We start from the raw sequence: 23,328 nt of genomic DNA on the forward strand, positions 1-23,328 counted from the left end.
GCCGTTCCGCTCACTCGATCACTACTTCCGAAAGGACGGACGACCGTGAGCCTGGATACTTCTGGTGACACCGAAATCCGCGAAATCGTCGTCGGTTCCGCTCCCACCCGCTTTGCTCGCGGGTGGCATTGCCTCGGTCTGGCGGAGTCCTTCAAGGACGGCAAGCCGCATTCCATCGAGGCGTTCGGCACGAAGCTCGTCGCTTGGGCGGACAGCAACGGAGACTTGAAGGTCCTCGACGGGTACTGCCGTCACATGGGTGGCGATCTGACCCAGGGCACCGTCAAGGGCGACAACATCGCGTGCCCCTTCCACGACTGGCGATGGGGCGGCAACGGACGTTGTAAGGACATTCCGTACGCCCGTCGTGTGCCCCCGATCGCGAAGACTCGCTCGTGGCACACGCTCGAGCAGGACGGCCTGTTCTTCGTCTGGCACGATCCCCAGGGCAACGCACCGACCGACGACGCCGCGATCCCGCGGATCGAAGGCGCGACCAGTGACGAGTGGACCGACTGGGTCTGGTACACCACCGAGGTCGACACCAACTGCCGCGAGATCATCGACAACATCGTCGACATGGCGCACTTTTTCTACGTGCACTACTCGTTCCCGACGTACTTCAAGAACGTCTTCGAGGGACACGTCGCGACGCAGATCATGAAGGGTCAGGCCCGCACCGACATGCGGCCGAACACCGAGGGCCAGCCGAAGATGCTCGGCAGCCACTCCGAAGCGTCGTATTTCGGCCCGTCGTTCATGATCGACGATCTGAAGTATCAGTACGAGGGCTACGACGTCGAATCGGTTCTCCTCAACTGCCACTACCCGGTTTCCGCCGACAAGTTCGTGCTCATGTACGGGATGATCGTCAAGAAGTCGGACCGGCTGGAGGGAGACGCTGCGCTCGAGACCGCGCAGCAGTTCGGCAACTTCATCGCGCGGGGGTTCGAGCAGGACATCCAGATCTGGAAGAACAAGACTCGGATCGAGAACCCGCTGCTGTGCGAGGAGGACGGGCCGGTCTACCAGCTGCGTCGCTGGTACGAGCAGTTCTACGTCGACGTCGAGGACGTCAAGCCCGAGATGACCGACCGCTTCGAGTTCGAGATGGACACCACCCGGCCTGTCGCAGCCTGGATGAAGGAAGTCGAGGCCAACCTCGCTGCAAAGGAAGCCGAGGCAGCCGCGGGCGCGGAGCAGGAAAATGCAGCCCGTCAGGTGTAGCGACTGCATGGCGCAGGTGCTGGTGAAGAAGAACAGCTGGGAACACACCGAGATTCAGTGGGACCAGCAGGCGCGTCAGCAGTGTCACCGGTCTCGCAGTGAGTCCGGGGCCGGGACGGATCCGTCCCGGCGCCCGGGCGCGCCACGGCCGACGTGCCCGTCGATGGTCGCCACCATCACTCGCGCCGCAGCCGAGGGGCTGATCGACGTCGTCGACGACGCGCCGGTCCCGGCCCCGATCGTCCAATAGTCCCTGTGGCCGGATAGCCTGGCGCCACAACCCTTTCGAAGGAACCTGATGACCGACACCCTTTCGATCGACCGCGCTCAGTACGGACAGTGGGCGGTGATCGCCGGTGGTTCCGAGGGCGTCGGCGCCGCCTTCGCCGACGAACTCGCCCGCGCCGGATTCGACCTGCTGCTCATTGCGCGCAAGCCCGAACCCCTCGAGGCGACCGCGGAAAAGGTTCGTGTGCACGGCGGTGAAGTCCGCACGCTCTCGCTGGATCTGCTCACGGCCGACGCCGTCGAGACGATCCGGTCGGCGACCGCCGACCTCGAGGTGGGCCTGTTCATCTTCAACGCCGGAGCCAACAGCTACGGCCACGAATTCGTCACCGGCGACCTCGACGGCTTCCGCGGTGTGATCGACCTGAACGTGCACCGTCAGATCGAACTGTCGCACCTGTTCGGGTCGCGGATGAAGGAGATGGGTCGCGGCGGCATCATGCTGCTCGGGTCGCTTGCCGGCTACATGGGTTCGGAACACCAGAGCATCTACGCCGCGTCGAAGGCATTCAGCCGGGTATTCGCGGAAAGCCTGTGGATCGAACTCGAGCCGCACAACGTGCACGTGGTCGAGCTGATCCTCGGCGTCACCCGCACACCCGCGATGGAGCGTGCAGGCCTGAACTTCGATGTGCCCGGCATGTTGGTGTCCGAGCCGGAGGACGTGGCCCGCGAGGGCCTCGAGCATCTGGCGGACGGGCCGGTGTGGGTTGCCGGCGGCAACTACGATGCGGCGATCAAGCGCAGCGGCTTCCCGCGCGACAAGATGGTGCAGGGTGCGGCGAAGGCGATGCGGGCACTGCTGAACCGCTAGTTCCGGATCGAGAAAGGGCCGGCGAGGTTTTCGACCTCGCCGGCCCTTTCTGATGCCGGTGGACGATCCCGATCAGAACTCGATCTCGATGCGCTCGCTGATCGGACGCGCCTGGCACGCGAGCACGTATCCGCTCGCGATGTCCTCGTCGTCCAGGATCGCGGAGTCGGGCATGTCGACCTTACCGGACACGACAGTGCACGCACACGAACCGCATTCGCCTTCTCGGCACGAGTACGGCACGTCGAGGCCCTTGGACAGCATGACGTCGACGAGGGTCGCGGACCGCGGCCAGGTCAGTTCGTGGTCGTCGCCGTCGAGACTCACCTGCACGGACGAGGTGTCCTCGTCGTCGGACACCTCCACCGGGGTGATCTCGGCGAACGGATCGCCCGACAGTGAGGTGAACACCTCGGCCTGGATCCGGTCCGACGGCACCCCGGCCGCACCGAGGCTCTCGCGCACCGCATCCATGAACGGCTGCGGACCGCACATGTACGCGTGATGCTCGGTGTACGGCGACAGCAACGCCGTGAGCTGCCCGGTGACGGGCAGACCCTGCACGGTCTCGAGCCAGTGCAGCACGGTGAAGGCGCCGGGGTAGCGGATCGCCAATTCGCGCAGTTCCTGCGCGAAGATGACGGATTTCTCGTCGCGGTTGGCGTAGAACACGACGATGTTGCGGTTGCCCGCGGCGAGCGCCGACTTGAGGATCGACATCACCGGCGTGATTCCGCTGCCCGCTGCACACAGCAGCAGTTTCTCATCCAGGCTGCGCGGCGTGAATACGCCGGCCGGTGGCAGCACCACAAGCTCGTCACCGGTAGAAACGTTGTCGCACAGCCAGTTCGATCCGTATCCGTCGGCGGTACGCTTGACCGTGACCTTGAGCTGCTCGTCGCTCTGCGGTGAGCTCGCGAGAGAGTAGCACCGAGCCACCGAGCCCGTCCGATCGCTCGGAATGCGGAGAGTCAGGAACTGGCCGGGCTTGTAGGTGAAGCGGTCTGCGTGATCTGCGGGAATGTCGAAGACCAGCGAACACGCGTCGGCGGTCTCCTGCACGACAGCGGCCACGGTGACCGCCACCGCGCGTGTGCTCACCGGCGTCTCAACGGATGTCATCGTGGCTTCCTTAAAATGCGGGAAAAGGTGTACGGATCACGGTAACGGGAACACCGATCACGACGAACGGCTCTCCCGATGGTTGGGACACCAAGCAGGAGAGCCGAAGTCGAGAAATGATGATCCGGGTACGCTCAGATGAGGGTGCCCTCGTGCACCGATCGGTCGAACTCCGGCAGTGCAGATCCGTCGCGGAGCGTGGAAGCCAGCGCGGGATCGGCGAGATGGAGGCGGCCGATGGCGATGAGATCGAACTCCTCGCCGGAGAGCCGACGTTCGAGCTCGGGGATGTTGTCGGCGGTGGGAGTAGCCCCCGAGGTCCTGCTCTCGCGCAGACTCGCCCCCAAACCGACACTGCCCACGGCCATCGACAATGCTCCGGTCAGCTTCTTGGCCCACCCGGCAAGCGACAGATCGCTACCGTCGAAGACGGTCGCGTCGAAGCGCCGAATGCTCGCGTCGAAGACGTCGACGCCTGCTTCGGCCAGCGCCGAGAGGATGACCTGCAGCTCCTCGGGTGTCTGAGCGATCCGTGCGTGGTAGTCCTGCTGCTTGTGCTGGGAGAAGCGGAAGAAGATCGGTGTGTCGTCGCCGACCGCGTCTCGGACGGACGCCACCACGGCGGCGGGGAATCGGGTGCGCCGTTCGAGGTCGCCGCCCCAGTGGTCGTCGCGCCGGTTGGTGGAGTCCCACAGGAACGAGTCGAGCAGATAGCCGTGGCCACCGTGCAGGGCAATGCCGTCGAACCCCACTTCCCGGGCGTTACGGGCGGCCTCGGTGTAGGCGGCGATGACGTCGGCGATGTCCTCCTCGGTCATGGCGCGGCACGGCTCACCGGCCCGCGCGACATACTCGTCGGAGTAGGAGGTCAGACCGGCCTCGCCCCACACGCCGGACGGTCGCATGGGGGTGAGGGCGGGGTCGACTGCGGAGGTCATCGCACCCCAGAGCGGTCCGACATGCCACAGCTGCGGGATGATCCGGCCGCCCTCTGCGTGTACCGCATCGACGACGCGCTGCCAGCCCTCGAGCGCGTCGTCGCCGTGCATGCGGGGCACGCGCGGGTTGTCCACCGCCGTGGGATGTCCGATGGCGGTGCCCTCGGTGATGATCAACCCGGTACCGCCCGCTGCCCGTCGCCGGTAGTACTCGGCGACGTCCGCTCCGGGTACTCCGCCGGGGGAGTACGAACGTGTCATCGGCGACATCACGATGCGGTTGGGCAGTTCCAGCGATCGGACCGACAGGGGACGGAACAGGGGAGACAGCGTTCGGGTCATCGGTGCGGTGCTCTTTCGTCGGTATCGGGCAGAGATGGCGTGTCGAACACGGCGCCGATCTCGGGTGCAAGATCGCGCAGCGCATGCAACTGATCGCAGTAGTGCTCGACGCTGGTGGCCGAGACGGCCGTGCTCACGATCGTCGCTCCGGCCTGCCTGCGCCGGTCGAGTGCGCGCAGGGTCCGGTCGCGTGAGCCGAGCGGGTCGAGGGATCTGCTGGGGGAGAGCACGACCTCGAACCCTTGGGGGAGCTCTGCTTTCTGCAGCATCGTCTCGGTCTGTTCCAACGTGAGGCCGAACGGTAACCAGCCGTCGCCGAGCGTTGTCGCGCGTCGCAGGGACCGCGCTGTGCGCCCGCCGATCCAGAACGGAACACGCGGCTGGGTCGCACACGGTTCGACGTAGACGTCGGCGAAATCGTAGTAGGCGCCGTGAAACTCGGGTGTCGGGGTCGACATGCAGGAGCGTAGAGCGGTGAGGGCTTCGTCGGCGCGTGCGCCGCGGTCGGCGAAGGGTGCACCGAGGAGGTCGAATTCTTCCTCGAGGCTTCCGACTCCCAACCCGAGGACGAGTCGGCCGCCGCTGACGGTGTCGAGGGTGCCGTACCGCTTCGCGATCTCGAGTGGGTGGTGATAGCCGAGGACGAGCACGCGGGTGTTGAACCGGATCCGTGAGGTGCGCGCGGCGAGATAACCGAACGTCGCCAGGGGGTCCCAGTAGACGCCGCCGCGTTCGGCTGCGACGTCTGTCGGTACGGCGACGTGTTCGCTGCAGGTGAGGTGGTGGAATCCGAGGCTGTCGGCTGTCTCCGCAACACGTGCGAGTTCGAAGATGCCGGCATTGCGTTCCCACTCGGCGAGGGTGGCAGGGTGGCCTATCACCACAGGTGACGTGATCCCTATGTACATCCGATCGATCACCTCGAACCGACTTGGGCGCGGCAGCGCGGGGTGGACACATGCTCGTCCTGTTCGTATTTCTACCCGGCAAACCGGGGCGGGCCACGCGATCTCCTGCTCAGTGGGATGTGCCGGGGTGGTCGTGGCGGCATCGTCGTGTGGAGCGGATTCGGTGAGTGGACGACGAGGTGCGCAGCAGTCGTACTTGTGTTATCGGCACCTGCTGGGTGATACTGGTCACGGCGCCACAAGAATGAATTTCAGTTTTTCTTGTTCGTCCAGGTAGAGGCAAGTTTCGGAGAGGAAGAAACGATGGTGCAGTCCGCAGAGATGCAGGCCGTTGCAGTACAGAACGCGACCGTGCAGAACACCTCGGAGTCCAAGCGTGAGCTTCCGGCGTCGATGGTCGAGCGCATGACGCTGATCCTCGACGCATTCGACGGTGCCGGTTCGCGTCTGACACTCGAAGAGGTGGCCTGCCGCACCGGCCTGCCCCGCTCGACCGTCCACCGCATCCTCGACCAGATGGTCCGGCTCGAATGGGTCGACCACGCCTCCTTCGGCTACTGCCTCGGGCGCCGCGCGAAGTCGCTCGGCGCAAGCGACAACGGTCACAGCCGCATCCGTGAGGCCGCGGCGCCGCTCCTCCACGAACTCCACCTGCAGACCGGCATGGTCGCGCACCTCGCCATCCTCGATCGCGGCGACTGCATCTACCTCGACAAGATCGGTGGCCAGCTCGCCGCCACCCTCACCTCCCGGGTCGGCGGCCGCGTCCCCGCGTACATCACCGCGTGCGGCAAAGCGATCCTCGCCGGACTCGAGCCCGAGCACGTCGACGCGTTCTACGGCACCCACCTCGTGCGACGCACCGAACGAACCATCCCCGATCTCGCCACCCTCCACCAGGAACTCGGCCGTATCCGGCAGCGCCACGGCCTGGCCTTCGAAACCGGCGAAGCCCAGAACGGCATGGCATGCGTCGGTGCAGCGGTGCGTAGCCCGTCCGGCCCGGTCGCGGGAATCTCCCTGTGCGGGCCCGCGCGCCCCGGCCATCTCGAGCGTGTCGCGCCGCTGGTCGCCGACGCCGCCCGCGACATCTCCCGCATCCTGCATCCCGAACTCGGTACCCCGCGACGCGCCCGCCGCGCCGCGGCCGAGCCCACACAGTCGTGGTCGCCGCAGGCGATGGAACGCTTGGTTGCAACCCAGGCCGGGCAGTGGATGTAGGCCGAGGCCAGGAATGTAGAGAAATCGTCTCGATGAATGGGAGCCCTGGCGCAGTGTGAACGGCATCACTGGAAATGTCGAGGATATGACGACAGAACTGACGCAAGAAGGCACCGCACGCGAACTCGCGACCGATCGCGGAGTGCTTCGCTACCACGAAGCCGGCGACGGCCCGCCGCTCCTGCTGCTGCACGGTTCGGGCCCGGGCGTGACGGGGTGGCGGAACTACCGCGGTGTCCTCGCCGACTTCGCGGAGCATTACCGTTGCCTCGTCCTCGAATTCCCGGGCTTCGGCGTCAGCGATCCGTGTGAGGGCCACCCGATGGCGATGGCCAAGTTCGCCGTCAAGGACTTCCTCGACGGTCTCGGCCTGTCCGACGTCGCGATCATCGGCAATTCGATGGGCGGCATCGTCGCAACCCAGTTCGCCCTCGCCGAACCCGAGCGAGTGAACAAGCTCGTCACGATCGGCGGCGCCGGACGCTCGGTGTTCGCACCCGCGCCGGGCGAGGGTATCCGGTTGCTCATGGAGTTCACCGACGATCCGACCCGCGAGAAGCTGGTTCGCTGGCTGCGCTCGATGGTCTTCGACCCCGCGATCCTCACCGAGGAACTCATCGAGGAGCGTTGGTCGCTGGCCACCGAGCCGAAGACCCTCGAGATCGCCCGCCGCATGTACAGCACCGCGGCATTCACCGCGGGCGCACGCGCCGCTGCCGCCTCGAACGAGACGCCCTACTGGGCTCAGCTCGGCAAGATCAAGATCCCCACCCTGCTCACCTGGGGTCGCGACGACCGCGTCAGCCCGGTCGACATGGCGATGCTGCCGATGCGAGAGCTCGCACGCGGTGAATTACACGTATTCCCGAACTGCGGGCACTGGACCATGATCGAAGCGCGCGAGGCGTGGCTTGCAACTGTCCTCGCCTTCCTGAAGAGGCACGACGCCTGATCCGCCGAACGCCGCGCGGCTCACCGAACTCCCGCTGAGCGGAAAATTCCCGCGAGGCGGTCGCGGATCCTCCACGGTAGAGACCATCGCCAGGTCGAGACGGTAAGCGGCCTGACAAACATCTCGCCCGGTCAGCCTCCGGGCGTCACATCAGAAAGCTGGAGAGACAATGGGACAGGTTCTCGACTCCATCTCGCCGTTTGCCGACGAGATCCGTGCCGACGGTGCAGAAGGCGACCAGCTCATGCGCCTGACCGATCGCAGTGCCAAGCGTCTGAAGGACGCCGGTGTCATCCGGATGCTGCAGCCCAAGGAGTTCGGCGGCCTCGAAGCGCACCCGCGTGAATTCGCCGAAACCGCCATGGCGCTCGGTGCCATGGACGGCGCGACCGGCTGGGTCAGCGGCATCGTCGGTGTCCATCCGTGGGAGATGGCGTTCTTCGATCCCAAGGCGCAGCAGGAGGTCTGGGGCGAGGACCCCGACACCTGGATCGCATCTCCCTACGCCCCGATGGGGGTTGCCACGCCCGTCGACGGCGGATACATCCTCAACGGCCGCTGGTCGTTCTCCTCGGGTACCGACCACTGCCAGTGGGTGATGATCGGTGCGGCCATCGGCGACAAGGACGGCAACCGCCTCAATCCGCCGCAGTCCCTGCACGTGCTTCTCCCGCGGTCGGATTACGAGATCGACCAGGACAGTTGGAACGTGGTCGGGCTGCGCGGCACGGGCTCGAAGGACCTCATCGTCAAGGATGCCTTCCTCCCCGAATATCGCACCGTGTCGGCAGCACGCGTCATGGGTGGCGTCGCATGGAAGGACGCTGGGCGGGACGAGACGCTCTACAAGTTCCCGTTCTCGTGCATCTTCCCCCTCGGCATCACCTCGTCGCTCGTGGGCATCGCACAGGGTGCGCTCGACTGCTACATCGAGACTCAGCGTGAGCGTGTGACCGTCTCCGGCACCGCGATCAAACAGGATCCCTACGTGCTCTCTGCGCTCGGTGACGCGGCCGCCGAGATCGCGGCGTCGCGCGCAGCACTGCTCGAGACCGTGGATCGTTTCTGGGACATGACCGAGAAGGGCCAGGAGGTCACGTTCGAGCAGCGGGCGATCGGTCGACGGACCCAGACCGCCGCCGCGTGGCGTGCGGTGCGTGCCGTCGACGAGATCTTCTCTCGCGCAGGTGGCGGCGCTCTCCAGCTGAGCAACCCGTTGCAGCGCTTCTGGCGCGATGCACACGCGGGTCTCAGCCACGCCATCCACGTACCCGGATCCATCTTCCACGCAGCAACCCTCACGCAGCTCGGTGGCGAGCCCGAGGGCGCGATGCGCGGAATGATCTAGAGCCACTCGAATCCCACTACTGCGAAGGAATATTCGGACATGACGGATATCCGGGCCCTGGGCTATCTCAGGATCCAGACCACGGACATCGCTCGGTGGCGCGAGCTCGTCGTCGACGGGCTCGGTATGGCGGTCGGCAACGGGCCTGAGGAAGACGGTCTTTATCTGCGGATCGACGAACGTCGGTCGCGGCTGATCGTGCTGCCCGGAGACACCGACAAGGCACTCGCCGTGGGCTGGGAGGTGCGAGACCAGTTCGCCCTGCAGCGTGTGCGCGAGGCTGTCGAGAAGGCCGGCATCGAGGTGCAACTGCTCTCGGAAGACGAGGCGCTCTACCGCGACGCCGAACAGGTCATCGCGTTCGACGATCCGGGGGGAACCCGCGTCGAGGTCTTCTTCGGGCCGGTCCTCGACCACAGCCCGGTCGTGACTCCGCACGGCGGCCGCTTCCACACCGGCGAAGAAGGACTCGGGCACGTTGTCCTGCCGGTCGCGAACTTCGACGCGGAGTACTCCTTCTACACCGAGGTGCTCGGCTTCCTGCCGCGCGGCGCCATCCGCATCGGCGGACCGGCCGCGAAGCCGCCGTACCGCCGGGTGCGGTTCCTCGGTGTCAACCGTCGTCACCACAGCCTGGCGATGTGCCCGGCACCTCCGACCGAAGCGCCGGGACTCGTGCACATGATGCTCGAGGTCGACACTCTCGACGCCGTCGGACAGGCGCTCGACCGCGTTCGGAAGCTCGGCTTCTCGATCTCCTCGACGCTGGGTAGGCACACGAACGACAAGATGGTCTCGTTCTACGTGCGTGCTCCGGGAGGCTGGGACATCGAGTTCGGTACCGAGGGCATGCTCGTCGACGAAACCTTCTACACCGCAGAGGAAATCACCGCCGACAGCTACTGGGGCCACGACTGGTCCGAATCGGAACCGCTCGCGGCGTTCGCGCCGCCCGAGAAGAACTGATCCGGCGAGAGCCGACGCTGTACCCGACGATGCCACGACCGCTGCGCGGCGTGGCATCGTCCACTTTCACCGACAGGAGTTCGACATGGGCAGCGACGTACAGACGGCCGTGCGCGCGTTGCTTCCGGACATCGCCGAGCGAGCCGCCACGATCGACGAGACCAGGCGAGTCCCGGACGACGTGGTCGACGCACTCTCGTCGACCGGCGTGTTCCGGATGCTGCAGCCGCGCCGCTACGGCGGCACCGAGACCGACCCGGTCCGGTTCTACGAAGTGGTGCGGGAAGTATCTGCGGCGTGCGGCTCCACCGGCTGGGTCACCTCGGTGCTCGGCGTTCATCCGTGGCACCTGGCGTTGTTCGATGACCGCGCCCAGTACGACGTGTGGGGTGACGACCCCGGGACACTCGTGAGCTCGGCATACGCACCGGTCGGACAGCTGAGCCCGGTGGACGGAGGTTACGAGCTTTCCGGCACGTGGATGTTCTCCTCCGGCTGCGAATACGCCTCGTGGGCACTGCTCGGCGCTGTCGTCACCGGGCCGGAGGGGCGGCCTGTCAGCTTCATGACCGCGCTCGTACCGCGCACCGACTACGGGATTCGCGACGTGTGGAATGTGGTCGGGATGCGCGGCACCTGCAGTAACGAGATCACCGTCGACCGGGTATTCGTGCCCGAGTACCGGGTCAAGAGCAACTTCGAGACCGCGAACCTGCGCGGACCGGGTCAGAAGGTCAACACCGGCCCCCTGTACCGCCTTCCGTTCGGCGCATTGTTCGGCACGACGGTGAGTATGCCCGTCGTCGGAGTGGTCGACGGCTGTTACGAGCACTATCTCGCCGCGATGCGCGAACGTGTCCGATTGAGCTTGGGCGGTGGGCGATTCGTCGACGACCCATTCGCACAGACCGCGGTGGGTCGTGCCGCCTCCGAGATCGACGCCGCGATCCTGCAGACCACCCGTAACCTGCGCGAACTGTGGGAGCATGCGGTCGACGGCCGGGAGATCCCGATGATGTTGCGCGCGCGTGCGCGCCGCGATCAGGTGCGGGCGACCGAACGCGCGGTCGAGGCGATCGACCTGTTGTTCAAGACGGCCGGCGGCTCGTCGCTGTTTCTGGGAAACATCGTCGAACGTGCCTGGCGGGACGCACATGCCGGAAGCGTGCACGTCGCCAACGAACCTGAGCGCGCACTGGCGCAGTACGGTCGGGCCGCGTTCGGGCTTCCGGTCGAAGACAACCTGCTCTGACTTCACCGAACTGAATTCGAACGAAAGAGAGTGTCTCCTTGAGTCATCCGGATGTCCGGCCGGTATCGGCCGACAGTATCGAATCGTGGGATCACGAAGCCGACGTCGTCATCGCCGGATTCGGCATCGCCGGTGTCGCCGCGGCGATCGGAGCGGCCGAGAGCGGAGCCGACGTCCTCGTCCTCGAGCGCACCGGCGGCGGGGGAGGCGCGGCGGCACTGTCCGGCGGCATCGTCTACCTCGGCGGCGGCACCCGTCTGCAGAAGGCGTGCGGAATAGACGACACGCCCGAGAACATGAAGACGTTCCTCGCCGCGGCCCTCGGACCGGGGGTCGACGAGAAGAAACTCGACGTCTACTGCGACGGAAGTGTCGCGCATTTCGAGTGGCTCGAAGCATGTGGCGTGCCGTACAAGGACGGGTTCTGGAACCAGCCGGGCTGGGAGATCCCGAACGACGATTCGCTGATGTACAGCGGCGGAGAGAACGCAGCGCCGTTCTCGACGCTCGCCCCGCCGGCGCCGCGCGGGCACCTCGCGCAGGTGCCGATGCCCCGCACAGGTGAGCAGGGCGCAGGCCACGTCCTGATGACGACGCTCATCGCGAAGGCCGGAGAGCTCGGCGTCCGCGTCGAAACCGATGTGCGGATGCAACGCCTCGTCACCGATGCCGACGGCAGGGTCGTGGGGCTTGTGACGACCCGGTTCGGCAAGCAGGTCACTGCGCGTGCCCGCAAAGGCGTCGTCCTCGCGACCGGATCGTTCGCCTACAACGACGAGATGATGCAGGCATACGCTCCTCGCCTGTACAAGCGGCCCGCCGCGACGGTCGAGGAGCACGACGGACGCGGAATTCTCGTCGCACAGGCCCTCGGCGCGGGTCTTGCCCACATGGATGCGTGCGAGGTCGCGTTCTTCTGCGACCCGCAATTGATGGCCCGCGGAATCCTGGTCAACGGCCGTGGCCAGCGGTACGTGCAGGAGGACACCTATCCGGGGCGGATCGGGCAGCTCACGTTGTTCGAGAACGACAATCAGGCGTTTCTCATCATCGATCAGGCGTCGTACGAGGACGGTATGGCGGCGCCCAGCTCCAGCCCTCAACTCAAACGTCAGCCGACATGGGTGTGTGAGACGATCGACGAGTTGGAAGCCGAAATGGGTCTTCCCGCAGGTTCTCTCACGTCGACGGTGGAGATGTACAACCGGCACGCCGTCGAGGGCTCGGATCCGGTGCTGGGCAAGAAGCCCGAGTGGGTCGCGCCGATCGGTTCACCGGTGGCGGCGATCGACCTCCGCGGAAACACGGGGGGCTTCACCCTGGGCGGGCTGCGGACGTCGGTCGACTCGGAGGTCCTGCACGTCGACGGCACTCCCATCCCGGGCCTGTACGCGGCGGGACGATGCACGTCGGGACTCTCCGCATTCGGCTACTGCAGCGGGATTTCGCTCGGCGACGGCAGCTTCTTCGGGCGTCGCGCCGGTATCCACGCCGCTACCTCGTAGAACCTGGTCGCAGCAGGTGCGGGCCGTCGGCGCGGCCCGCACCGTTGTCAGTCGCCGAGCCCGAACGCACCCCGGTAGAAGACCATGGGGCGATCGTCCTCGAAACATTCGAGTTCCAGGACCCGTCCGATGACGACGTCGTGGTCGCCGGCGGTGTGTACGTCGTGGATCTCGCAGTGCGCACGCATGAGGACACCCGGAAGTGACGGGGTGTCCCACCGCGACCTCTCCCAGTCGAGGCCGTCGAACTTCGTACCGCGTGAGGATCCGAACCGGCCGCAGAGGTCGGACTGCTCTTCGCCGAGCACGTTGATGGCGAAGCGTCCCGTGGGGCGGATCCGCGGCCAGGCGCGACCACGATGGTCGGCGCAGAACAGGATCAACGGCGGCTCGAGCGATACCGACGCGAACGACTGGCAGGCGAAGCCGATCGGCCCGTCCTCGTCGAGGCCGGTGACGACGGTGACGCCGGTGGCGAAGCGGCCCATCGCATTGCGCATGTCGAGCGGACCGGGGAGCTCGGGTTCTGCTGCGAGGACCTGCGTCAGGGTCTGGGTGGACATGCGCCTCAACTCCGATTCATCTCGGGTCGCCTCGTTCCGGCGACGTTCGCGTGCCATGAATGTATGGACGACCCGTGATCCGTCCACGATGGATTCTCGCTGAGCGGACTTCCGTGCCGTTGTCGTCGCGCCGCGGGTTCATCCGCGGGTTCGTCCCGGTGGGCGGGAGTGCAGGCGCGGGTGTGGTGGGAACCGCTCGATGGGACAATCGTCGATGTCACGGAAAGGAAGGTTGTCGATGCCCAGAATCGGGGTGGCGCGCGACGGTGCCGAGCCCACATCGGCCGAGCAGCGCGACCGGCACGAACGGATTCTCGATGCGGCGGCGCACATCGCGACCGAGTTCGACCTTCCTCGGGTGCAGATGACCGAGGTCGCCAAACGTGCCGGTGTCGCGATCGGCACGCTGTATCGCTATTTCCCGTCGAAAACGCACCTGTTCGTGGGGGTGATGCTCGATCGGCTCGAGCGATTCAGCGGATACACACCGGTCAGCGACCCTGATGTGCCGGTGCAGGAGGCGATCTGTGATGCGTTGATCGGGATGACCCGGGAGATGGTCGCGTATCCGACTCTTGCATTGGCGATGCTGCAGTCCAACAGCACAGCCGTGGCGGCTGCGGTGCCCGACACGGTGAAGATCGAAGCGACCTTCCAGGCAATTCTGTTGACGACCGCTGGTATCGCCGATCCGACCGAGGGCGACAAGGACCTGCTGCGGTTGCTGTCGATGCTCTGGTTCGGAGTGATCACCGCGTTCCTCAACGGCAGGTCGACCATCGCTGAGACCGAGGCGGACATCCGGCGCAGTTGCGATCTGCTCCTCGTCGAACTGAGTCCCCGCTCGAACTGAGCTCCCCTCGAACTGAGCCCCCCTCGAACTGAAGTTCCGCTCGAACAAGCCCGCCAAGGATTCGGTGCCCCGCGGGAGTGCTAACGTCGGGCCACATTCCCAAACCAAGCGATTGCTTGGTAAGTTCGGGTGAGGCTCACGACCGGAGCCGCGGGAATTCGATGCGGAGGCAGGATGGATCTCGGACTCGACGGCGCAGTAGTTCTCGTCACAGGCGGTGTGCGAGGAGTCGGCGCGGGTATCACCAGGGTGTTCCTCCGCGCGGGCGCGACCGTGGTGACGTGCGCGCGCAACGAGCCGGAGAATCCGATCGAGGTCGACGGCCGCACCGCGGAGTTCCTCTCGTGCGATGTCCGCGACGCCGACCAGGTCCACGCCATGGTGGCGTCCATCGTCGAGCGGCACGGGCGCCTCGACGCGCTCGTCAACAATGCCGGCGGTTCCCCGTTCGCCCTCGCAGCCGATGCGAGCCCGAAGTTCCACGCGAAGATCGTCGAACTCAATCTGCTCGCGCCGTTGCTCGTCGCGCAGGCTGCGAACGCGGTGATGCAGACCCAGGACAGCGGCGGCTCGATCGTCAACATCTCGAGTGTGAGCGGATCGCGGCCCTCGCCCGGTACCGCCGCGTATGGTGCGGCGAAGGCCGGAATCGACAGCCTCGGAACGTCTCTCGCGGTCGAGTGGGCACCGAGGGTGCGCATCAACTCCGTGGTGGTCGGCATGGTGAACACCGAGCAGTCGCACCTGTTCTACGGCGACGATGCCGGTATCGCCGCAGTCGGCGCGACCGTGCCCCTCGGGCGCCTGGCCAGCCCGGACGACATCGGGAACTGCGCGGCATTTCTCGCCTCACCGCTGTCGGCATACGTCAGCGGATCGACATTGACCGTCCACGGCGGCGGCGAACGCCCTGCCTACATGGCAGCGGCACAAACGAAGGAGACAAAGTGAGTGGACTGCTGGACGGACGCGTCGTCATCGTGACGGGTGCCGGTCGTGGGCTCGGACGAGCCCACGCGTTGGCCTTCGCAGCCGAGGGCGCCAAGGTCGTCGTCAATGACATCGGTGCGGGTGCCGACGGCTCTGCGACCGGGGAGACCCCCGCCGAGCAGGTCGTCGAGGAGATCCGGGCTGCCGGCGGTGAAGCCGTCGTCAACGGTGACGACGTCGCGGACTGGGCCGGTGCCGAGAACCTCGTCAAGACCGCGCTCGACAACTTCGGACGTCTCGACGTATTGGTCAACAACGCAGGTTTCCTGCGCGACCGCATGCTGGCGAACATGAGCGAGCAGGAGTGGGACGCGGTGACCCGCGTGCACCTGAAGGGCCACTTCGCTCCGATGCGGCACGCGATGACGTACTGGCGCGCGGAGTCGAAGGCCGGTAACCCGGTCGATGCCCGCATCATCAACACCAGCTCCGGCGCAGGCCTGATGGGCAGCATCGGTCAGGGCAACTACGCTGCGGCCAAGGCGGGTATCGCGACCCTGACCATCCAGGCCGCCGCCGAGTTCGGCCGGTACGGCGTCACGGTCAATGCGATCGCGCCTTCCGCGCGGACCCGCATGACCGTCGGTGCCGGTGGTGCGATGGCCGAGATGATGGCTGCACCGGAAGAAGGATTCGACGCGATGGCGCCCGAGAACGTCTCGCCGCTGGTCGTGTGGCTGGGCAGCAGCGAGTCGAAGGACGTCACCGGCCGCGTGTTCGAGGCCGAAGGCGGAAAGGTGTCGCTGGCAGACGGTTGGCGTCACGGCGAAGCCGTCGACAAGGGTGACCGCTGGGATCCCAAGGAGCTCGGACCGGTCGTCGAGAAGCTCATCGCTTCGTCGGAACCCCCGACCCCCGTATACGGCGCCTGAGAGACTCCCGCTCCCGGTCCGTGCCGGAGAACACCGGGCCGGGAGCGGGTTCACCCCTCGGTAGCGGCGGTATCAGTGTGCGCGTCGGCGGGCAGCGCATCTGACGACGTCACCACCAGCACCGCGACGAGCACCACCATGAGCACCGCCGCCACCACCAGGGACGCCGGTGCCAGCGCACTCGCGCCGATGAGCAGCGACGGGCCGATCACAGCGACGTCGGCGCCCCGCGACAGGCATCCACGCATCGTCAGAAACGATCCCTCGGGCATTCGAGCCCCTTCCGCCGTGCGCGTTGTCCTCGTCACCGGACAACGCGCACGGGCTGCGCAGTCTCGCTACGCCGGGGTGCGGATGATCAACGTCGAGCCGGGGAAGTAGGCCGCGAGTTCGGTGCGGGCCGCCTTGAGTGTGGCGGTGCCGTAGCCCTGCTTCCGGACCTCGGGGCGAACCCAGATCCGCACTTCCACCTCGTTGCCGGTGAGCTCCCCGAATGCGAAACCGATCTTCTTCGGCTCGTCACCGGAGAGGTCTTCCGCGACGAGCCACATGCCCGACTCGTCGTCCATGAGCGCAGCACCCTTCTGACGCTCGGTCTCCACCGCTGCGTCGCTGCCGTCGCCGAGCTGTTCGGCACAGCGTGCCTTGAGCAGCTCGATGTCGGCCCGGTCGTCGCTGATCTGGCGCAGTCGGAAGTGCTCACCGGTCGCGTAAGGGCGCGAATCCGTAGTCCACTTCACCACCGCGTCGAGATCGTCCAGCTCGGTGCGGATCTTCTTGCGTTCCGCCTTCGTGAGGCGTCCCAGTGGAAGGGCGAGGACGGCCTCTGCGCAGAAATCGGTGGTGCCGAGCAGTGACCCGATGGCGGCGATGGCGCTGTCCCGGTCATCGCTCTCGACGATGGCGTCGAGCACCTCGTGGCGTTGCTCGAGCGCACGCAGCAGGGCGGCCGCGATCTCGCGGCGGTCGAGTACCTGGTCGTGATTCGTGGTTGCCATCGGGTGACGTCCCCTCTCGAAAGCATGAACAATGCGCCTACCAGTATTGCTGTTCGAGGCGCCGTGCGTCAGGTGACCTCACTCGCAGATGACTACGGGTATGACGCGATCGGTCCACGACTGATAGTTGTCGAAATCCGGATACATCGCAGTCAGTTTCGGCCAGTACTGTGCGCGTTCCGTATCCGTGGCGACACGAGCCTTCATTCGACGGATGTCCGACCGGATCTGGACGGTCACCTCGGGATTCGCCAGGATGTTGCGGAACCACAGCGGATGCTTCGGCAGCCCGCCCTGGGACGCGACGAGAAGCACCTTGCCGTCGGCCTCGAGGAACAACAGGGGAGCGGTCCGTGGCTGCCCGGTCTTCCTGCCGGTGGTGGTGAGCAGGCACACCGGGATTCCCCACGGAAATGCGCTGCCCACCCGCCATTTTCCACCGAGGCGGCCACCGGTGGCCCGGTACAGGGCCACGTTCACACGCGACATCCACTTGATGATCGAGGTCGTCGCCTTCGAATCGAGCCCCTTGGGGGCCGCCTCGGTGCCCATGATCAGATGCGTTCGATGATGGTGCCCGTGGCGAGCGCGCCACCTGCACACATCGTGATCAGGGCCGTCGATGCGTCCCGCCGTTCGAGTTCGTGGAGCGCAGTCGTGATCAACCGCGACCCCGTCGACCCGACCGGGTGACCCAGCGCGATCGCCCCGCCGTTGACGTTGACCTTGTCCATGTCGGGCCCGTGGACCTGGGCCCACGACAGCAGCACCGACGCGAATGCCTCGTTGACCTCGAACAGGTCGAGGTCGCCGATGCTCATGCCGGATTTCTCGAGCACTTTCGCGGTTGCCTGGACAGGGCCGTCGAGGTGGAATTCGGGCTCGGCGCCGACCAGGGCCTGCGAGACGATCCGCGCGCGTGGCTTCAGGCCCAATGCCTTCGCTTTGTCCTCATCCATCAGAAGCACCGCGGCCGCACCGTCGGAGATCTGCGACGAGGTGCCTGCGGTATGGATGCCGCCGTCGAGGACGGGCTTCAACTTGGCCAACGACTCGGCGGACGTGTCCCGCAGCCCCTGGTCGCGGGTGACGGTCTGCTTCTCGCCGGTGTGATTGCCTTCCTTGTCGACGACAGGGGCGACGACCTGCAGGACCTCGCGTTCGAAGCGGCCTTCGTCCCATGCCTGCTTCGCGAGCTGCTGGGAGCGCACACCGAGGGCATCGACGTCATCGCGGGTGATACCGCGGCGCCGAGCGATTCGTTCGGCGGCCTCGAACTGGTTCGGCATGTCGATGTTCCACGACTCGGGTCGGCGGGGTCCGGCCTGGTCTCCGACGTTCGCGCCGAGCGGAACCTGCGTCATCGCTTCGATACCGCACGCGATCCCGGCCTCGATGGCACCGGTTGCGATGAGACCTGCGATGAGGTGGTTCGCCTGCTGCGCCGACCCGCACTGGCAGTCGATCGTGGTGGCGCCGACCTGCCACGGCAGTCCGGCATTCAGCCAGGCCGTGCGGGTGATGTTGTTGGACTGGGCGCCGGCCTGGGTGACGCAGCCGCCGATGACCTGTTCGACGAGTGCCGGGTCGATCCCGGACCGCTCGATCAGCCCGCTCTGCGCTGCACCGAGGATCTCGGCGGCGTGGAGGCCGGAAAGCCATCCACCTCGTTTGCCGATCGGGGTGCGTGCGGCCTCGACGATGACGGGTGTGCCCACAGCGGGCTCCTTTCTGTGTGCCCCTCGGGGCAGCGTTCCTACCTCGGAAAATAGAACGGGTTATCGAGTGGTGCAAGGGGTGGTCTCGCCGTTCGGAACCATGGTTTCCTTGGCGAGCCGCGTGTGCTGTGCTTCAATGATTCTAGAACGTGTTCCACATTACAGCGCGGGTATCCGCGCAAGGGCAGGAGAGGTTCAGTGGTGGCACAGCCCAGCATCCCCGAAGGCATCGACTTCACAGATCCCGATCTTTTTGCGGAGCGCATGCCGTTCGAAGAATTCGCCGAACTGCGTAAGACGGCACCGGTCTGGTGGAACAAGAAGTCGCCGGATGTCAGCGGCTTCCACGACGAAGGCTTCTGGGTCGTGTCCCGCCACGAAGAGGTCCGCGAAGTCTCCCGGCGGAGCGATGTGTTCTCCAACTGGGAGAACACCGCGATCCCGCGCTTCAACGACGACATGCCGCGAGAGGCCATCGAACTTCAGCGTCACGTTCTGCTCAACAAGGACGCGCCCGAGCACACCAAGCTGCGTAAGCTGGTCGCACGTGGATTCACACCCCGCGCGATCAACGGTCTGCGCGACGAATTGAACTCGCGGGCAAAGAAGATCGTCGCCGAGGCCTGCCAGGAGGGCGGCGGCGACTTCGTCACCCAGATCGCTGCCGAGCTGCCGCTGCAGGCCATCGCCGATCTCATCGGTGTGCCCCAGGATGATCGCGCGAAGATCTTCGAGTGGTCCAATCAGATGACCGGGTACGACGATCCGGACAACACCGCCGATCCGGCAGCGGCCTCGATGGAGGTCCTCGGCTACGCGTACCAGATGGCCGCCGAGCGTAAAGCGAATCCGGCGGACGACATCGTCACCACCCTCATCGAAGCCGACATCGACGGCGACGAACTCGCGCCCGAGGAATTCGGATTCTTCTTCATCGTGCTCGCCGTCGCGGGTAACGAGACCACCCGCAATGCCATCTCCCACGGCATGGCGGCCTTCCTCGACAACCCAGAGCAGTGGGAAATCTTCAAGCGCGACCGTCCGAAGACGGCTGCCGACGAGATCATCCGCTGGGCCACACCGGTCATCTCGTTCCAGCGCACCGCACTCGAGGACACCGAGCTCGGCGGTCAGGCGATCAAGAAGGGCGACCGCGTCGTGATGCTGTACGCGTCGGCCAACAACGACGAAGAAGTCTTCGAGAACCCGCGCGAGTTCAATATCCTCCGGGATCCCAACCCGCACCTCGCATTCGGTGGAACCGGAGCGCACTACTGCCTCGGTGCCAACCTGGCTCGCATGGAGATCGACCTGATCTTCAACGCGATCGCAGACCATATTCCGGACATCACCAAGATCTCCGATCCGCATCGGCTGCGGTCCGGCTGGCTCAACGGGATCAAGGAATTCCAGGTCGACTACAAGACGCAGGGTGGGTGCCCGGTCAAGCACTGACACGGGCGGTCACGCGGAACCCTCGCTCCTTCGGGTGCGGGGGTCCGTGCGTCTTCGCGATCCCGGTTCAGGTTTGCGCGGTGATGGTGGGGGGCGTCCAGCGGCCGTCCAGGACTTCCGCGCGTGGACGGTACAGGCGCACAAGGTAGTTCCACCCATCAGTGATAGGAATTGCATTGTTCTGCTTCGGATCACCGCCGAACCGGATGGTGAGCGAACCGTCGTCGTCGGTGACACCGGTGATGTTGTTGACGCTGTAGGCGTGACTTTCGTTCGGCTCGAAGAATCCCTCGGCGTTGTAGACCGAGATCGACCAGAACCCGTCGACGGGCACATCGCGCATCGTCAGTTCGTACTCGCCGACCGGCAGCCCGGGGTCCACCCCGATATACACCGCTTCCGCGGTGGGAAGACCACCCCAGCCTGCAGCCGTACCGATCAGGTGTCGTACCTCGTCGACATCGGCTTTCGTGCCGAACATGCGGTCGAAGTCCGTAAGATTTCGCGCCAGCGCGAGCAGGGCGTCACGTGTGTCGTCCATGCTTTTCCGGTCGTAGTTCGGGGCGACGAACGGTGTCGACGATCCTGCGACGATGCGGAAGCGATCCTGTAGTTCGGCAACTTCGCGTACGTCGTCCGGATCGGCCGGATCCACCAGGATCCGGACTGCAACAGCCACGTACGGTGTCGGGTAGTCCTCGGCAGTGAGTCGGTACTCGTCCGGTTCGTGGAATATCCGGTCGACGTGGTGATCCTCGTCGACCACCATCACCGACACATAACGCTCCCCGGACTCGGGTACGGTGACACTCGCCCCACCCGACACATCGACGATCGCGAAACTGTAGAGGGTGTCGCGATTCATCCGGATGACAGTCTGATGTTCGACCGCCGCTGGCGTTCGATGGTGCAGGAGAGTATTGATCCCTCCGGCATCGCGTTGGAGATCGGCGAACATCCGATCGGTCTCTGCGCGGACGAAATTATCGACATTCACCCGAACCGGAGTCATCTCGGCAGCGTAGTGGTCCGACGGTGTGGCGCGCTTCGTTTTCCGCATCTCGGGTCATCGGACCCGGCGGTATTCCTGACGTTTGTTGCGATCGCGCACGACGATGCCGCCGGCCTGCAGTGCGTCGTGCAATTTCTGTGCAGTGCCTGCCTCCTGGCGGGAGAGCGCGGTACGTCGTTCGCGGAGCAGCGTGTGCGTCTCGTCGTCGAGAGCGGGGTCGCCGTCGACCCACCGGGAGAATTCGTCCGCGTGGAGGGCCTTGTCTGTCCACGGGTAGCCGTGCTCGGTGAATGCGTGGGCGACAGCGGTCTTGTCGAGATCGTCGCGATTGCGCCGGGCCAGTTCGCGCCCCGCGGTGTCCGTCAGGACCAGGTCCTTGTCGTCGAGATGGACCCCGGCGACCTTGGACCGCGGCACATACAGTTCGTCGTCGTCCTGATCGAGCAGCACGCCATCGGAATCGACGGTGACAGTGAGAGATTCCCCGACGGTCATCATGGCGAGAGCGGTACCCGCGACGATCCCGAGCACGGTCAGGATCGGCAGCGACCACGCGGTGGTGAGCTCCGAGAGGAGCTCGACCGGTCCGGGAACCGTCGGCAGAGTGTCGACGGCCCAGCGGCAGAACGGGGGAGCGGCGAACCCGAGCCCGACGCCGACCAGGGTGCACGCCACCGCAACCGCGGCGGGGATGGCCCAGGAGATCGAAACCTTTGTCGCATCGTCACGCATTTTTGTCATGGCGCTCTCCTCTGTGTCCGGTCAGATAGCGGTGAACGACCGTCCGCATGGTGTCGACGGGTGCTGTGGCGGCCGGGTTGTCTGCGTAGAGGAATGCCGAGTCGGTGATCGCCCGGATCCAGGTGGCGGTCGCGTCCGGATCGAGCGAGGGGTCGATCCGGTCGTGCGCGCGACGGAGGAGATCGCTGAGTCCTCGGTTCACAACGGCGTCCGTCTCGTCGAGGACGACGGCAAGTTGCGGGTCGTGGGTCACCTGCCGCATCACCTCGACCACGAGGCCCGCCGCGAGCGGATCCGAAGCGGGTTCGACCAGCTCGGCGACGATGTCGAGAACAGCCGCGAGGGGGTCTGCGGCGTCTTGATAGCGCTCGATCATCGACCGGGATTCGGGCAGGTCGCGCTCGAAGATTGCCCGGAAGACGCCGCGTTTGTCGCTGAAGTAGTGGAAGACGGTGCCAGAGCTGACGCCCGCGGCTTTCGCGATCGCGGTGATGGGTGTTGCGTCGTAGCCGCGCTCGGCGAAGAGCACGGCGGCAGCGTCGGTGATGGCGTCGCGGCGGCGGGCTTGGAGTTCTGGGTCTGCGGAGCGGGCCATGAACACAGCGTAATAATTGATTGACTGGTAAGTCAATGAATTGCTCGCTGGCCGCGGCCGGCTCGGACTCAATCCAGCCGGTGCAGGTCCTCGACGGTGTCAATATCGCCGGGGTCCGCAAGCCCCGCGCAGTCCAGCCGCCGTACCCGGTCGCGATTGCGGTGGAGGAACGACCTGGCACCCTCGTCTCCGGTCGCCTGCGACGCCGCTGCGACAGCATCCACCACGTCGAATACGACAGGATGGCCCGGGCGGTCACCGAACTTGGGCAGCGTCACAGTGCCGGTTTCGTGCGCTCCCAGAACTGCGCGCACGAGATCGGCGTTGATTCCGGGGAAATCCACCACCGTCAGCGCGATCACATCGGCACCTGCGGCCGCGTCGACCCCGCGCTGAAGCGAGGTCGACATGCCGATCTCCCATCGCGGGTTGTACACCAGGGTTGCCCCGGGTGGGCACACTGCAGTCACCTCGTCGGCATACGCGCCGGTCACGACGATCACCTCGTCACACCCCCCTTGCCCGAGAGCGTCGACGACGGAATGCAGCAGGGGACGGCCCCGGTGGGGTAGCAGGGCTTTCGCCCGTCCACCCAACCGCGAGCCGTCCCCCGCAGCGAGAACGATTCCAGCAGTGACCACGGTCCGA

Annotated in this window: 25 protein-coding genes; 13 read left to right on the top strand and 12 right to left on the bottom strand. The window is 65.9% G+C overall.

The annotated features are described in order from the left end of the window. Window positions 1–45 precede the first annotated feature (45 nt). The 3 genes from HCA61_RS10555 to HCA61_RS10565 are packed head-to-tail and all read left to right on the top strand — an operon-like array spanning window position 46 to window position 2,329. A complete protein-coding gene (locus HCA61_RS10555; protein WP_169688146.1) occupies window positions 46–1,227 on the top strand; it encodes a Rieske 2Fe-2S domain-containing protein in 1,182 nt (393 codons plus the stop codon). Next, window positions 1,208–1,477, top strand: coding sequence for a hypothetical protein (locus HCA61_RS10560; RefSeq protein ID WP_169688147.1), 270 nt, complete (start codon window positions 1,208–1,210; stop codon window positions 1,475–1,477). The genes HCA61_RS10555 and HCA61_RS10560 overlap by 20 nt, the downstream gene beginning before the upstream one ends. Window positions 1,478–1,525: 48 nt before the next feature. After that, complete coding sequence (locus HCA61_RS10565; protein ID WP_169688148.1) at window positions 1,526–2,329, top strand: SDR family NAD(P)-dependent oxidoreductase; 804 nt, start codon at window positions 1,526–1,528, stop codon at window positions 2,327–2,329. A gap of 72 nt (window positions 2,330–2,401) precedes the next feature. Here the strand turns inward: HCA61_RS10565 and HCA61_RS10570 are convergent, their stop codons facing one another. The 3 genes from HCA61_RS10570 to HCA61_RS10580 all read right to left on the bottom strand — a co-directional run bounded on the left by HCA61_RS10570 (window position 2,402) and on the right by HCA61_RS10580 (window position 5,639). Continuing rightward, entirely contained in the window at window positions 2,402–3,451 is a 1,050-nt protein-coding gene (locus HCA61_RS10570) for a ferredoxin--NADP reductase (protein ID WP_169688149.1), read from the bottom strand. A 134-nt stretch (window positions 3,452–3,585) separates the two neighbouring features. Next, window positions 3,586–4,731: an NADH:flavin oxidoreductase gene (locus tag HCA61_RS10575; RefSeq protein WP_169688150.1), complete on the bottom strand. Its 1,146-nt coding sequence runs from the start codon at window positions 4,729–4,731 to the stop codon at window positions 3,586–3,588. Further along, window positions 4,728–5,639: an LLM class F420-dependent oxidoreductase gene (locus tag HCA61_RS10580; RefSeq protein WP_169688151.1), complete on the bottom strand. Its 912-nt coding sequence runs from the start codon at window positions 5,637–5,639 to the stop codon at window positions 4,728–4,730. The genes HCA61_RS10575 and HCA61_RS10580 overlap by 4 nt, the downstream gene beginning before the upstream one ends. A gap of 321 nt (window positions 5,640–5,960) precedes the next feature. On the opposite strand from HCA61_RS10580, the gene HCA61_RS10585 reads away from it, so the two are divergent. The 6 genes from HCA61_RS10585 (at window position 5,961) to HCA61_RS10610 (ending at window position 12,883) form a co-directional block, all read left to right on the top strand. Next, window positions 5,961–6,860 (top strand): IclR family transcriptional regulator, encoded by a 900-nt coding sequence (locus tag HCA61_RS10585; protein ID WP_240959169.1) that lies wholly within the window; start codon window positions 5,961–5,963, stop codon window positions 6,858–6,860. 85 nt (window positions 6,861–6,945) lie between these two features. Continuing rightward, a complete protein-coding gene (locus HCA61_RS10590) occupies window positions 6,946–7,812 on the top strand; it encodes an alpha/beta fold hydrolase (RefSeq protein ID WP_169688152.1) in 867 nt (288 codons plus the stop codon). Window positions 7,813–7,981: 169 nt separating this feature from the next. Then, the gene (locus HCA61_RS10595; RefSeq protein WP_169688153.1) at window positions 7,982–9,160 is read left to right on the top strand and encodes an acyl-CoA dehydrogenase family protein; all 1,179 of its coding nucleotides are present in this window, start codon (window positions 7,982–7,984) and stop codon (window positions 9,158–9,160) included. A 39-nt stretch (window positions 9,161–9,199) separates the two neighbouring features. Continuing rightward, complete coding sequence (bphC, locus tag HCA61_RS10600) at window positions 9,200–10,126, top strand: biphenyl-2,3-diol 1,2-dioxygenase (RefSeq protein WP_169688154.1); 927 nt, start codon at window positions 9,200–9,202, stop codon at window positions 10,124–10,126. A gap of 85 nt (window positions 10,127–10,211) precedes the next feature. After that, window positions 10,212–11,378, top strand: coding sequence for a 3-hydroxy-9,10-secoandrosta-1,3,5(10)-triene-9,17-dione monooxygenase oxygenase subunit (gene hsaA / locus HCA61_RS10605; protein WP_169688155.1), 1,167 nt, complete (start codon window positions 10,212–10,214; stop codon window positions 11,376–11,378). Between the two features lie 38 nt (window positions 11,379–11,416). Then, a complete protein-coding gene (locus HCA61_RS10610) occupies window positions 11,417–12,883 on the top strand; it encodes an FAD-dependent oxidoreductase (protein ID WP_169688156.1) in 1,467 nt (488 codons plus the stop codon). 47 nt (window positions 12,884–12,930) lie between these two features. Here the strand turns inward: HCA61_RS10610 and HCA61_RS10615 are convergent, their stop codons facing one another. Beyond that, window positions 12,931–13,446 (bottom strand): flavin reductase family protein, encoded by a 516-nt coding sequence (locus tag HCA61_RS10615; protein ID WP_169688157.1) that lies wholly within the window; start codon window positions 13,444–13,446, stop codon window positions 12,931–12,933. 238 nt (window positions 13,447–13,684) lie between these two features. On the opposite strand from HCA61_RS10615, the gene HCA61_RS10620 reads away from it, so the two are divergent. The 3 genes from HCA61_RS10620 to HCA61_RS10630 all read left to right on the top strand — a co-directional run bounded on the left by HCA61_RS10620 (window position 13,685) and on the right by HCA61_RS10630 (window position 16,161). Then, a complete protein-coding gene (locus HCA61_RS10620; protein ID WP_169688158.1) occupies window positions 13,685–14,299 on the top strand; it encodes a TetR family transcriptional regulator in 615 nt (204 codons plus the stop codon). Window positions 14,300–14,473: 174 nt separating this feature from the next. After that, complete coding sequence (locus HCA61_RS10625) at window positions 14,474–15,250, top strand: SDR family oxidoreductase (protein WP_169688159.1); 777 nt, start codon at window positions 14,474–14,476, stop codon at window positions 15,248–15,250. Next, entirely contained in the window at window positions 15,247–16,161 is a 915-nt protein-coding gene (locus tag HCA61_RS10630) for an SDR family oxidoreductase (protein WP_169688160.1), read from the top strand. The genes HCA61_RS10625 and HCA61_RS10630 overlap by 4 nt, the downstream gene beginning before the upstream one ends. Window positions 16,162–16,211: 50 nt before the next feature. Here HCA61_RS10630 and HCA61_RS10635 read toward each other — a convergent pair whose 3' ends face one another. The 4 genes from HCA61_RS10635 to HCA61_RS10650 form a co-directional block, all read right to left on the bottom strand. Continuing rightward, window positions 16,212–16,433: a hypothetical protein gene (locus HCA61_RS10635; protein WP_169688161.1), complete on the bottom strand. Its 222-nt coding sequence runs from the start codon at window positions 16,431–16,433 to the stop codon at window positions 16,212–16,214. Between the two features lie 66 nt (window positions 16,434–16,499). Continuing rightward, window positions 16,500–17,159, bottom strand: coding sequence for a GNAT family N-acetyltransferase (locus HCA61_RS10640; protein WP_169688162.1), 660 nt, complete (start codon window positions 17,157–17,159; stop codon window positions 16,500–16,502). Window positions 17,160–17,237: 78 nt separating this feature from the next. Then, window positions 17,238–17,711: a nitroreductase family deazaflavin-dependent oxidoreductase gene (locus HCA61_RS10645; protein ID WP_169688163.1), complete on the bottom strand. Its 474-nt coding sequence runs from the start codon at window positions 17,709–17,711 to the stop codon at window positions 17,238–17,240. Window positions 17,712–17,713: 2 nt separating this feature from the next. Next, window positions 17,714–18,877 (bottom strand): steroid 3-ketoacyl-CoA thiolase, encoded by a 1,164-nt coding sequence (locus HCA61_RS10650; protein ID WP_169688164.1) that lies wholly within the window; start codon window positions 18,875–18,877, stop codon window positions 17,714–17,716. Window positions 18,878–19,078: 201 nt separating this feature from the next. On the opposite strand from HCA61_RS10650, the gene HCA61_RS10655 reads away from it, so the two are divergent. After that, window positions 19,079–20,332 carry a cytochrome P450 gene (locus HCA61_RS10655; RefSeq protein WP_169688165.1) on the top strand — a complete coding sequence of 418 codons (1,254 nt, stop codon included), beginning with the start codon at window positions 19,079–19,081 and terminating at the stop codon, window positions 20,330–20,332. A 67-nt stretch (window positions 20,333–20,399) separates the two neighbouring features. Here HCA61_RS10655 and HCA61_RS10660 read toward each other — a convergent pair whose 3' ends face one another. The 4 genes from HCA61_RS10660 to HCA61_RS10675 form a co-directional block, all read right to left on the bottom strand. After that, entirely contained in the window at window positions 20,400–21,344 is a 945-nt protein-coding gene (locus HCA61_RS10660) for a DUF1254 domain-containing protein (protein ID WP_206039901.1), read from the bottom strand. Window positions 21,345–21,398: 54 nt separating this feature from the next. Next, a complete protein-coding gene (locus tag HCA61_RS10665) occupies window positions 21,399–22,085 on the bottom strand; it encodes a hypothetical protein (protein ID WP_169688166.1) in 687 nt (228 codons plus the stop codon). Beyond that, window positions 22,069–22,680 carry a TetR/AcrR family transcriptional regulator gene (locus tag HCA61_RS10670; RefSeq protein ID WP_169688167.1) on the bottom strand — a complete coding sequence of 204 codons (612 nt, stop codon included), beginning with the start codon at window positions 22,678–22,680 and terminating at the stop codon, window positions 22,069–22,071. The genes HCA61_RS10665 and HCA61_RS10670 overlap by 17 nt, the downstream gene beginning before the upstream one ends. Window positions 22,681–22,748: 68 nt before the next feature. Next, complete coding sequence (locus tag HCA61_RS10675; RefSeq protein ID WP_169688168.1) at window positions 22,749–23,321, bottom strand: nucleotidyltransferase family protein; 573 nt, start codon at window positions 23,319–23,321, stop codon at window positions 22,749–22,751. Window positions 23,322–23,328: the final 7 nt, after the last annotated feature.

Origin of the sequence: Rhodococcus sp. HNM0563 (assembly GCF_012726195.1) — a bacterium.
Classification (GTDB): domain Bacteria; phylum Actinomycetota; class Actinomycetes; order Mycobacteriales; family Mycobacteriaceae; genus Rhodococcus.